Source organism: Bacillus sp. LR_5 (assembly GCF_042709275.1).
The window spans coordinates 1-11937 of record NZ_JAVAXX010000206.1; the positions used below are offsets into that span (position 1 = coordinate 1).

The window sequence follows — 11937 nt, forward strand, 5'->3', positions numbered from 1 at the left end:
CCCTTCTTCATTGGGCTGATCCTGATATAGGGATTGTAAAAACTCGAATTTTATCGCGTAGTCTGCATCGTCTGTTTCTTTAGCATATTCATAGCCCCGCTTGTGATATGCCGAAGCTTTATCATGTTTTCCCCGCTTATAATAAATCAGGGTGATTAAAAAATATGCTTGCGGCAGCGAATTGATGATCCTGCTGCTTTCAAACGTGGAGACCGCTTTTTCAAAGTAGTCAATAGCAGGGTCAAGAAGGTCTTGATTGTAATAGCATAATCCAAGGTTGTAATATGCTCTTCCGACCAGCTGGGCTTTTTGTTCTGCTTCGGCCATATCGAGCGCCAATTTGAAATGGCGTGCGGCTTGTTCGAAATTCCTTTCATCCATCAGGTTGACCCCGAACACGAAATGGCACTGAATGATTCTCACATTATAGGTTTCCTGCTCCACGTAAATTTCATAGGCGTTTTTTATATTGATCAGTGAAAAGTACGTTTGCTTCATATAATAATAGGCTTCCGCGATTTTAAAATAGAATTCAGCCCGTTCAATATGGTCTGCGACAAAGGAAAGCTTTTTCTCCGCCTGTTTATAATATGTAATGGCAGAAATAAATTCCCGCTTATCAAACTCATACATTCCGCGGAAAAAATTCACATAATAGTCAAGCAGCCCTTTGAGATCTGCCTGGTTGCTGTCAATGTTTCTTGATAATTCAGACAGGCTGGGCTGGTCTTCGATATTTAATTTCTCTAACGGCTCTAGATAATCAAGCATAAGCTGGTGGCGGAATTCCATTAGTGAATAATAAAGCAGCAAGTTGGAATCGTGCTGCATGTGTTTCAGTTCCTGCTGGATTTCAGCTTTTAACACTTCGGCATCCGGTACGCTGAATGTGCGGATATATTTGTACCACTCGTTAATTTTTTGACCGACCGCTGAAGAAGGAATTACCCCGCTCTTCATTCCTTCACCCTCTCCCATCAAAAACTGTTTATGTCATATTTTATCATGTTTACAGACCGTCCAAACCCGAAAAACACGCAATCTTTGTTTCGGGAGCACGCAATAAACCGAAGCGGTATGCAAAAAAGGCGGCTGCATTTGAGATGCCGCCGCCCTGTATATTATTTCTGTTTTGCCGTTAAAGGAAGGCGGATGATGAATTTTGTGCCTTTTCCTTTTTCACTCTTGATTTCTACTGTGCCCTGATGCATCTCAACGAGCTGCTTAACGATGGAGAGACCGAGTCCATATTCCCCGTATGCCGTGTTCGTTCTTGAAATATCAGCTTTGTAGAACCGCTCCCAAATATGTTCAATATCCTCTTTTGAAATGCCGATTCCCGTATCTTCGATTTCGATAATCGTCTCTTTATATCCTTCTATTCCGCGCAGCCAAATGTCACCGTTTTGCGTAAATTGGATGCTGTTTTTCGTAATGTTGACGAGGATTTGAATGAATCGGTCGTAATCGGCATGAACGATGACGTGATCCTCTACCTGGATCATCAGCTTGTTTTGTTTTTCTTCCGCCTGCTGCTCCAAGTGCTCTTTCACGATTTCAAAAACCTCGATCAGCGGAACATCAAGCTTGTTCAAGGTAATTTGCTGGGATCTGATTTTTTCATAATCCAGATTTTCTTTTACGAGCCGCAGCATACGCTTCGTTTCCTCACTGATAAGCGAGAAGCATTTATCCTTCTTATCCTCAGGAATCGTATGGCTGTTCAGCCCTTCAACCAAACCGTTGATCGTCGTCAGCGGTGTTTTTAATTCATGTGATACGTCTGCGATAAACTGCCTTCTCCGCTTCTCAAGGCGATCGATTTCATCCCTTGATTGCTTTAATTTTTTCGCCATGATATTAAAGTCAGACGCCAGCACGCCAATTTCGTCCCCGTAGCTGTTTTCCAAGTGGATGTCATAATCGCCGGAAGCCACTTTATCCGTCGCTTCTCTCAGCTTTTGGATCCGTTTGACATGGAATTTGGACAGAAGCCAGCTGACGAGAATGGTAATGACGAGCGTGCTGATCACAGCGTAAAACATATAGAGGTTGACTTGATTGACCATCTGTTCAACGCCGCTAATCGGAGAAATCAGCAGAACGGCGCCTTTAAATTCATTCTGAACAAATATAGGCTGCGCCACAAGGGACACTTCATCATCAAAACGGCCATCTGCCCTGATCATGACAGTCTGCCCTTTTTTCAGCTTATTCCATTCTGATTTCTTCAGCTTTTCCCTTGGTTGATGGTGAAAGCCTTCAGGAAGAAAATAAGGCTGCTGCTCTTCATTAAAGATGATAAACTGTGTCTTTCTTGTGCTTAAAATATCCTGATACGGATACAGTCTGCGCATGTCAACCTGGCCGGCTTGGAATTCGTTTGCGATCTGCACCGCATATGACGTTAATTCCTCTACTTTGTTTTGATAGGCAAACTCTTTTACAAAGTGGGAAAACAGAGAAATGATAATGACAAACGCTAAAATCAAAATGCTGATATGGCTCAGCAGCAGCTGATATAAATATTTAATCTTCATCAAATTTATACCCTACTCCCCACACAGTGTATAGGAAAGGCTTGTCTTCGCTGGCAAGCTTTTTCCGCAGCCGTTTAATATGAACGTCAACCGTTCGTTCATCTCCGTAGAACTGATAGCCCCATACCTGCTCAAGCAGCTGTTCTCTGGAGAACACCTGCCGCGGGTTTTGGACAAGGTAATAAAGCAGATCGAATTCCTTCGGCGTGAGGTTTTCTACAGGCTCTCCGTTTAAAAATACTTCTCTCGTCTTCTTATTAATTGTAAAGCATTCCGATTCGATCATATCTTCATCAATGACCGCCTTGCCTGTCGCCTGGTATCTTCTGATGACGGCTTTGATGCGGGCAACCAATGTCAGCGGACTGAACGGCTTTGTGACATAATCGTCCGCTCCCATCTCAAAACCGATGACCTGATCTGATTCAGTGTCTTTGGCAGTCAGCATGATAATCGGCACCGTGCTTGTCTCTCTTATTTTTCTGCAGATGGTCACGCCGTCCATGGATGGAAGCATGATATCCAAAATGATCAGATCCCAATTTTCCTCCGTAAAACGCTGGTATCCCTCTAATCCGTCATGAACGAATTCCGCTTCAAAACCTTCCTTAAAAAAGAACATCTCCGTCATCGTACATACACTAACATTATCTTCTATCATTAATATTTTCATTATATCCTCCGGTTGTTTTGACGCTTTTTTATATATTAGCACCATTTTATACAGAAGGTTTTGTGTTTCACAATTGTTAGTTTTTATTTCATCAACTAGAAATAGATTGTTCATAGTTTTTTCATACCTTTGGACTACTATTAATTTATCAACAAGCGGGTCCGCCCCACAGGCGGTCTTATCAATAAAAATACCTATACGGAGGAACATAAATGAACTTTATCAAACGGGCCTTTTGGAATATGAAGGCTAAAAAGGGAAAAACGTTATTGCAATTATTTGTGTTTACAGTCATATGTGTCTTTGTTCTGTCAGGCCTCACCATCCAGTCCGCAGCACAAAAATCAAGCGAACTGGCCAGACAGGAGCTCGGCGGAAGCGTAACGCTTCAAGTTGACCGCCAAAAGCAAATGGAAAAACAGCAGGACAGCGGAGAAAAACGCAGCTTCGAATCAACACCGATCACAGTGTCTGATGCAAACAAGCTTGCTGCACTTGATCATGTGAAGAGCTACAACTACATCACATCCGCTTCAGCCAACGCAGGAAACTTTGATGCGATTGAAAGCTCAAGCTCTAGTTCAAGTGATTCCAGCTCAAGCAGTTCAAGCTCAAATGCTAAAAACAGCCAAGGCGGCGGACAAGGCGGACCGCAAATGGTTCAAGCCGATCTTTCGATTGAAGGTGTCATCAGCACAGCGTTAGTCGATGATTTCTCTGACGGAGATTCAAAAATCACTGACGGACGCGCAATTACAAAATCTGATGTCGGCAAAAAGGTAACAGTGATTAACGAAACATTAGCGGAAGAAAATGATGTAAGCATTGGAGATTCGATCACAATTGAATCAGCAACAGACGAAGATACAACAGTGAAGCTGAAGATTGTCGGTATCTATAAAACAACGTCTTCAGGCGACGACCAAGCCCAAAATTTCTCTTTCTTAAATCCTTACAACAAGCTTTACACGCCTTACACAGCAATAGCGGCGCTGAAAGGCGACGGCTATAAAAATACGATTGACTCGGCCGTTTATTATATGGACGATGCGAAAAATATGGATGCTTTCGTAAAGGCGGCGAAGAAAACATCAATTGACTTCGATACGTACACACTGAATACAAACGATCAGCTTTACCAGCAAATGGTCAGCCCGATTGAAAATGTAGCTTCTTTCTCTAAAAACGTCGTATATCTTGTATCAGTGGCAGGCGCTGTCATTCTCGGCCTGATTGTCATGATGTCAATCAGAGAGCGCAAATATGAGATGGGCGTGTTAATGGCCATCGGTGAAAAACGCTGGAAATTGATCGGACAGTTCTTAACTGAGATTCTGATCGTGGCCGTTATCGCAATCGGCCTTGCATCGGTAACGGGAAATCTAGTCGCGAACCAGCTCGGCAATCAGCTTTTATCCCAGCAGATCAGTTCATCAACTGATTCAACGCAAACCGCAAACGGACAAATGCCTGGCGGCGGTGGCGGCATGGGCGGCGGAATGTTCGGCCACAGCTCAGCAAACGCGAACGTTATCGATTCACTGAACGTCGCGGTTTCTATGAACGACATGCTTGTTCTTGGCGGAATCGGCATCTTAATCGCCATCATTGCAACATTGCTGCCGTCTATTTCAGTACTGCGGCTCCATCCGAAAACGATATTGACAAAACAAGAATAGAAAGAGGCGAAACCTATGAGCTTATTAGAATTTCAACAAGTCGGCTACTGGTATAAAGACAAAAGCCAGCCATTGTTTCAGGATATCAACATCAGCTTTCAAAAAGGAAAATTCTATACAATTGTCGGCACATCAGGGACAGGGAAAACCACTTTCCTGTCTCTGGCAGGCGGACTTGACGCACCAAAAGAAGGAACGATCCTTTACGATGGAAAAGCGGTTTCCAAAATCGGCTTAACAAATTTCAGAAATCAATATGTATCAATTGTCTTTCAGGCGTACAACCTGCTTCCATATATGACGGCTCTGCAGAACGTCACAACCGCCATGGAAATCACAGGTTCTAAAGAAAAGAACAAAGAAGCGTATGCGCTGGAAATGCTGCAGAAGGTTGGCATCAGTGAAAAACAAGCCCGTCAAAAAGTGCTGACATTAAGCGGCGGACAGCAGCAGCGGGTATCGATTACAAGAGCTTTCTGCTGTGACACGGATCTCATCGTAGCCGATGAACCAACCGGAAACCTTGACGAGGATACATCAAAAGAAATCGTGCGGCTCTTTCAAGGTCTGGCGCACAAGGAAAATAAATGCGTCATCATGGTAACGCACGATGAGCAAATTGCAAAAGTATCAGACATCAACATCAGGCTTTCAAGAGGAAGCTTTACTGTGAAGGAAAACGTCGCAGTCGTATAACAAAAGCGCGCGCCTCTGCCAGTGCAGACAGGGGCGCAACCTATATCCCCCTTTTATATAGAAGTGAACATAAAAAGAGCGGTGGCTGCATCCCCCCGCTCTTTTTATTGTTTCTTTTTTTCCGATCCCTTTGATTTCTCTCTTCGCTTCTTTTTCCAAACGGCTATTATAAACAAGAAAAGCGGAAACAAAAGCTGAAAGGGCAAATGAATATACAGCGGCACCACCTTCAGGCCTTCGTTCAGATGCTCCGAAAAATTAGTCGCGATGGTAATGGAAAGGATTAAGATACCCAGTCCCATCGGATATGCCAATTGAGAAGGGTTCTTTTCCTTAAAGAGCGTGGACGCGCCCACCACCACTGCGTATAAGTAGAGGCTGACCTTGAAGAAACCGCCGATGATCAGCGCCAGCATAAAAAAGACATCGAGACGGTCTAGAAATTCTTCAACCTTAATCGTCTGAATCGTACTTAAAAGCGGAAACTGGGATCTGAGTGTAAGATCAACATCAAGCACGCTAATATTAATCGCCACGGTAAGCGCCACAACCAATCCGCTGATGGCTATGGCAGCCATTCCCACTTTCTTTACATCTTTTCGGTCATTAAGATTAGGGAATATCATCACAAATAAAACAACTTCACCAAACGGAACGTACATGGTCTGTGTGAAAACAGAGTGAATGACAGGAACAATGCCGTCTTCTAAAACCGGTTTTAAATTCTGCGTATCTATGGAACCCGAGACAATAATCAGCACAAGGCCGAGGGCGCCCAGTATATACATGGCTCCGAAAAGAAGCTCAGCCGCACGTGCGAGCACTTCAATTCCTTTTCTGACGGCATATATGCTAACAATCATTAATAAAGCGTTCACAATCAGAATCGGTGTATCATGATAAGCAAACGTCAACAGCATTTCCCCAAAATCCCGCAGCACCCGTGCTGCAATATAGGCAAAGTACAGGATATACAGAAATGAAAACAGCCAGCTCAGCTTGGTTCCGAGCATATCATCCATATATTCTTTCGGTGAAGATTCGGGGTAACATTGATAAATGCCTTGATACAAATAGTAAAGAAACAAACCGGCCGCACAGCCCAATAGAACCGCTATCCAAGCATCCCTGCCCGCCATTGAACCCGGTGTAATCAATAAGGAGCTGCCCAGCTCAAAAATAATAACCATGACAAACAGCTGTCTTATGCTGATTTTGGCTTTTTCCACCTGGCATGTCCCCTTTCTCCAGACCTATTCATCTTCAAGCTGGTGTTGGATTGGATTGTTGCGCAATCCCGTTCTTCTGATATACGTCTCTGCCTTCACATCGACTGGCAGTTCGGGCAAATACTCTTTATCCCAAGTGTCTTTCATTTTTTCCCACTGCTTCGGATACTTTCTGTATATCGTGTCACCAAATCCGATAAAGTCAATTTTATTCTTCTTGACCATTTTCACAGTGTTGGTGATTTCCTTTTCCAACTCTTTGTTGAGAGCTTTTTCAATGGCAGACAGCACCTTTGGATCAGACAATTGGAAAGGGTATTTGACAGCATCTATAATTCCTTCAACCGCCACACGCACGTGGATGTGCGGACGTCCGTTCCGCATCTCAGGTACGAGCTTTGTGGTTTGATGAGTGACCTGTAAGCTGACCGCGTCCTTTGTCTTGTCCCAATCAGCATTAATAAACGTATGCTGAACCTTGTTCATAAGCCAGACAGCTCCAACGCTTTCTTTATCCTCGATCCAATACTTTAAATGGCCTGACTTATTAAAAACCGCCAAACCGTCTGCCTGAAGAATGGCTTTCGGATCTGTCGCCTGCGTGTTTTCCATGCTGATTCCTTTTTTTTCGTCGCCAATCATCATATATCCCGGGATAACCGGTGCTCTTGTGTTGGTGGCAAGTTGTTTCAGGACGTCCTGAATATTGGTTTTGACCACCCGTCCGTATTGCGCCTCCGTGAAGTCGAGTGTTTTATTGACTTTATTTGACGGGATTTTATCAATCGGCGTCAGGATTTTCACGATGTTTTCCGCTTTCGTTTTATGAGCGATGACAACTGTGGCCGTTGTCCTGAATTCTGTGTCGCGATCAAGATTATCTAACACAAAATCCAAGCCTTCCTCTCTCGCCAGCTTTTCACTGATCGCAACGAGATTGGTATGGGCAAAGTAAAGCCGCCGGGATACTTTCATGGAGGCTTTTCTGAGCGCTTCCGTCATGTTGTCGCCTTCAATTGAATAAACGGATACAGGCGGCCTGTCTCCAGCACCGCCTCCCTGAAGCCCGCCGGCAACATTTCCGGGATTGATAATTTGAAAATGTAGCACGTAGTTGCCTTCGTTCGTCCGATCGATGCCAATCGCCGAGATAATCGCAAGGTCCGTCAGTTCCCGCTTATCCCAGCAGCCGGGCAGCACAATCACGCTCAAAAGCATGAGGACGGTTAATACACGTTTACGTACCATTCTGATCCCCTTCTTCCAAATCTTTGTTCACCATTCCGCGTGAACCGTCAGGCTCTGGGCGTTGATCATCCCCCTGCCGCACCTTATCTTGCTTGCTGATTGATTCCGGCCTTTTTTCATCAGCCCACCATGGCACCCTGAACAATGTGTCCTTTACCCCTTGAGATGAAAAAGGAGCGAGCGGCGACATATAAGGAACACCGAATGAGCGCAGGCTGCATAAATGGACAAACATCATAATAATGCCTAAAATCAGCCCGTAAAACCCCATAATAGAGGACGCAATAATAAAGATAAATCGAATGAGACGGGCTGAAATCGCCATGGCGAAAGCCGGTGTCGCGAAGCTGGCAATCGCGGTGATCGCAACGATAATGACCATGGCCGGAGAGACGATACCAGCCTGTACAGCAGCCTGTCCGATAACAAGCGCACCTACGATCGATACTGCCGAGCCGACGACACGCGGCAGCCTGACACCGGCTTCTCTGAGAATCTCAAAAGCAACCTCCATCGTAAGTGCTTCGACGACAGCTGGAAACGGGACAATTTCCCGCTGGGCTGCAATGACGACTAACAGCTGCGTCGGGATCATTTCCTGGTGAAACGTCGTGGCTGCCACGTAAACAGCCGGAGCCACGAGTGAAATAAAAAAGACTAAAACCCGCAGAACCCTTATGCTTGTCGCAATGTCAAAACGCGAATAGTAATCTTCAACAGACTGAAAGAATTGAACAAATAAGGCCGGGGCAATAAGCACAAACGGTGTTCCGTCCACAACGATCGCAAATCTTCCTTCTAACAGATTTCCCGCTACAACATCAGGGCGTTCTGTATGATACATGGTCGGAAACGTCGTAAAGGTTTCATCTTCAATCAGCTGCTCGATATATCCGGATTCTAAAATACTGTCTATGTCTATTTTTTTCAGGCGCTGCCTCACTTCCTTCAGCACCTTTTCATCACAAATGCCATGAATGTACATGAGCGCGACATCCGTGTGGGTTACAGACCCGATTTTCATTTTCTCTACCCATACATTCGGATTTTTGATGTATCGGCGGATCATGGAAATATTGGTTTGAAGAGACTCTGTAAATCCTTGGCGCGGGCCGCGGAAGGACACCTGGGTGCTCGGCTCTTGAATGGAACGCTGCTCGCCCCCTTGAGTGCTGCAGATAAGCGCTTCATCATAGCCATCAGCAAAAACGAGCGCATTGCCGAGCATTAATTCAGAAAAAAGCTTGTCCCAGCTCTTTTCCGCTTTCACTCCGCCTAACGGGAGCGTTTTTTCAAGAATCTGCTGGATCGGATGAGGGTTTTGGATAGACTCATCCTGTACCAAAGGCTCGATTAACGATTCATGGATCGTGTTATTATCGACCAGCCCTGCAATATAAATAACAGCTAGATGGATACGATCCTGCTCCCCAATTTTAATCTCGCGAATGATGACGTCCGAGCTGCTTCCGACCTCCTTCTTCGTTTCCGCTATATTTTTTGCCAAACTTGCGGAAACGAGAACCGGCCTTTCATTTTCTTGCTGCTGATCCTGATTCTTTTCTTCTGTTTTCTGTTTATCTTTCGAATCGGTCTTTTCCTTTTGCTTAGAAAATAAAGGCATACACAAAATACCTTTCCTAGTTATTTTCTCATATTCTTCCTTTTGGAGTTCAGATTATGCATGCTGATGGCTGCGGTATAACTTCTCCGATAAAGATAGACACTAAAAGCGGAGGGTGATGAAGCATGAAGATATTAGGCGTGACAGGGGTCATACTGATTTGTTTATTAACCATTTCTGTTTTTATGGACATGCTTCAAGGTTTCAGTTTGACAAAAGCCATTTATAACAATGTGTCCAGCTTTAAGATGACGACGTTTGCAGAATGGGTCGTGCTTTTATTTTTTGTTTTCATATTAGTGAGAGAAATGTACGTGATCTATAAATCGAAAAAAAAGAACCCCTAAAGCGGGGCGCTTTTTTTCAAGCGATAATATTGCCGTCTGCTGTATCGCTGCTATGTCTGTTGATGGTTCCTTTGAAGATTCGATTGCCGATGATTTTGGAATTGGTTGAGGTGTTTGTTTGAATAGCTGTCGCCGTGCCTGCGGAGAGGTTATTGATGGTGTTTCCAGAGATGATAGAGCCTGCAGAACCGTTGATATAAATGACAATCGGATTTCCGGCTGTTCTGTTGACAGAAATGGTGTTATCAAAAATTTCATGCACACCGGCGTTAATATAGATGGTAACCAAAAGCGGAGATCTCTCGAAATGGTTGCCGATAATTGAGGTTTTCGCACTTGTGGAACAGTAAATCGGGTAATTTTTAAACTCTTTACATGTGTTGTTTTTGATGATAGCGCTGGCATTGTTTGTAACAGAAACAGCATATGATTCTGGGGCTGCTTCAAACGCGTCAGGATTCAGTGTATTTCCTTCAATCACCGCGTTTCCTTGAGCGATCCAGATCCCCCGGCTGAATTTTCTCAGCACATTATCTTTAATGATCATATCGCCTCCGGAAATGTTCACGCCGTCAATGACTTGAATGAGGCAGTTATTCAGAAATGCGCTATCATCTGACAGCACTGCGCGAAGGCCGGTACTGCGCCTTGTTTCAGACAGTCCGTTTTGAATCTGGTTGCCATCTACCTTTACGTCGGAAGACTGATAAACCAATATCCCTGTGTTTTCAAAGTTGCTGATTTTATTGTTCGTGACAAGAACGCTCTTTCCCCTGACATCAATCCCGGTTGAAAACCCGGTAATGAGATTGCCTGCGATGACCGCATCACTGCTCTCTTTTCCTTGTGACACACCGAGTCCGGTAATCCCAACTCTAGGCGCAGCAGCAGCGCCTTCCGCCCGTCTGAGAATATTTCCTTTAATTACCGTTTGCGTTCCATACCCATAACTGATCGTATTGTCTGAGTGGTTTCCTTCTATTGAAATGCCGTACCCGTTAAAATTGGTCACAGAACTTGAAACGTTTCCGATAAAATGGTTATTGCGAATGGATACATTGATCGGTTCTTCATAATCAATATCACCTTCTCCATATCCTTCTATGTCTATTCCGAATCTCGGTGCTGTTCCATTCCCCGTTCCGGCATCTGCAATCACGCAGTCCTCCACCGTGACCATATCACATCCGGTAATGGAAATATTATTTCTTCTCGACCGCCGAACCTCACAGCGGCGGATGATAATTTGCTCTGACGTTCGATAATCATGATTTGTCTTTAATCCCCTCGGACTGACAATGATCCCGTCCCCGGTAAAATCAGAAATTTTGACATCATCAATGACAACATTCGAGCATCCTTCAATGCAAATGCCAAAGCCCCATTCATGGGTTGATCTTATTCCTGCGGACGCATACGTATGCTCATCGCGTTCACCGATAAGTTGTCCCCCGGAAATGGTTATATTCTCTTGCTTGCCTACATAAAATGCGGAATAACCCCACGAACTGTTCGGGATCACTTTGATGATACACTCGGGGTCCATCACAATCTCAAGGTTGCCGGGAACAATGATCCCGGCGTTTCGAAACTTCTGATTGGGATCTCCTCCAAGCGTTCCGTCTATTAAATATGTTCCCTTTGGAAACCAGACAGTATGATATCCTTTCGAAACAGCCGTACTGAGGCATTGATTAATCAGTTCTGTTGAATCCGTTTTACCATCTCCTGAGATACCGAAATCCGCCGCATTTAATATGAATTCAGCCAATTGCGAGCCTCCTTCTCTATGATTACTATCATGATACTCACAAAGGCCCGATCCGCTTGTACATTTCTCTAAAATTTTATTAAAAAAATATAAAGGAATAGTTTTGTAAGCAAACCTTACAAAAAAGGAC

Annotated in this window: 10 protein-coding genes; 3 read left to right on the forward strand and 7 right to left on the reverse strand. The window is 44.4% G+C overall.

All coding sequences use genetic code 11. The features are described from left to right. From rapC to yclJ, 3 genes are all read right to left on the reverse strand, one after another. On the reverse strand, positions 1-960 hold a 960-nt coding region (rapC, locus tag RAC86_RS27735; RefSeq protein ID WP_377886244.1), incomplete at its 3' end, for a response regulator aspartate phosphatase RapC. A gap of 161 nt (positions 961-1121) precedes the next feature. After that, on the reverse strand, positions 1122-2543 hold the full coding sequence (gene yclK, locus RAC86_RS27740; protein ID WP_072565741.1) for a two-component system sensor histidine kinase YclK: 1422 nt from the start codon (positions 2541-2543) through the stop codon (positions 1122-1124). Beyond that, positions 2530-3213: a two-component system response regulator YclJ gene (gene yclJ / locus RAC86_RS27745; protein WP_003224983.1), complete on the reverse strand. Its 684-nt coding sequence runs from the start codon at positions 3211-3213 to the stop codon at positions 2530-2532. The genes yclK and yclJ overlap by 14 nt, the downstream gene beginning before the upstream one ends. Positions 3214-3425: 212 nt before the next feature. Between yclJ and RAC86_RS27750 the strand changes: the two genes are divergently transcribed. Continuing rightward, a complete protein-coding gene (locus RAC86_RS27750) occupies positions 3426-4892 on the forward strand; it encodes an ABC transporter permease (protein ID WP_072565740.1) in 1467 nt (488 codons plus the stop codon). A gap of 15 nt (positions 4893-4907) precedes the next feature. Then, positions 4908-5588: an ABC transporter ATP-binding protein gene (locus RAC86_RS27755; protein ID WP_061186186.1), complete on the forward strand. Its 681-nt coding sequence runs from the start codon at positions 4908-4910 to the stop codon at positions 5586-5588. A 104-nt stretch (positions 5589-5692) separates the two neighbouring features. Here the strand turns inward: RAC86_RS27755 and RAC86_RS27760 are convergent, their stop codons facing one another. Genes RAC86_RS27760 through gerKA form a run of 3 tightly spaced genes read right to left on the reverse strand, consistent with a single transcriptional unit; the run spans position 5693 to position 9689 of the window. Beyond that, positions 5693-6817 (reverse strand): endospore germination permease GerKB, encoded by a 1125-nt coding sequence (locus tag RAC86_RS27760; RefSeq protein WP_072565739.1) that lies wholly within the window; start codon positions 6815-6817, stop codon positions 5693-5695. 24 nt (positions 6818-6841) lie between these two features. Further along, entirely contained in the window at positions 6842-8065 is a 1224-nt protein-coding gene (locus RAC86_RS27765) for a Ger(x)C family spore germination protein (protein WP_014112643.1), read from the reverse strand. Next, positions 8055-9689, reverse strand: a complete 1635-nt coding sequence (gene gerKA, locus RAC86_RS27770; RefSeq protein WP_072565738.1) for a spore germination protein GerKA — start codon at positions 9687-9689, stop codon at positions 8055-8057. The genes RAC86_RS27765 and gerKA overlap by 11 nt, the downstream gene beginning before the upstream one ends. A 125-nt stretch (positions 9690-9814) precedes the next feature. On the opposite strand from gerKA, the gene RAC86_RS27775 reads away from it, so the two are divergent. Further along, positions 9815-10036 (forward strand): YczF family membrane protein, encoded by a 222-nt coding sequence (locus RAC86_RS27775; RefSeq protein ID WP_014112641.1) that lies wholly within the window; start codon positions 9815-9817, stop codon positions 10034-10036. Between the two features lie 16 nt (positions 10037-10052). Here the strand turns inward: RAC86_RS27775 and RAC86_RS27780 are convergent, their stop codons facing one another. Next, positions 10053-11807 carry a right-handed parallel beta-helix repeat-containing protein gene (locus tag RAC86_RS27780; protein WP_061186182.1) on the reverse strand — a complete coding sequence of 585 codons (1755 nt, stop codon included), beginning with the start codon at positions 11805-11807 and terminating at the stop codon, positions 10053-10055. Positions 11808-11937: the final 130 nt, after the last annotated feature.

Excerpts from the sequence above, each read along its gene's own strand:
- RAC86_RS27750 (WP_072565740.1), top strand. The coding sequence starts at position 3,426 with ATGAACTTTATCAAACGGGCCTTTTGGAATATGAAGGCTAAAAAGGGA.
- yclJ (WP_003224983.1), bottom strand. The coding sequence starts at position 3,213 with ATGAAAATATTAATGATAGAAGATAATGTTAGTGTATGTACGATGACG.
- RAC86_RS27775 (WP_014112641.1), top strand. The coding sequence starts at position 9,815 with ATGAAGATATTAGGCGTGACAGGGGTCATACTGATTTGTTTATTAACC.
- RAC86_RS27755 (WP_061186186.1), top strand. The coding sequence starts at position 4,908 with ATGAGCTTATTAGAATTTCAACAAGTCGGCTACTGGTATAAAGACAAA.
- gerKA (WP_072565738.1), bottom strand. The coding sequence starts at position 9,689 with ATGCCTTTATTTTCTAAGCAAAAGGAAAAGACCGATTCGAAAGATAAA.
- RAC86_RS27765 (WP_014112643.1), bottom strand. The coding sequence starts at position 8,065 with ATGGTACGTAAACGTGTATTAACCGTCCTCATGCTTTTGAGCGTGATT.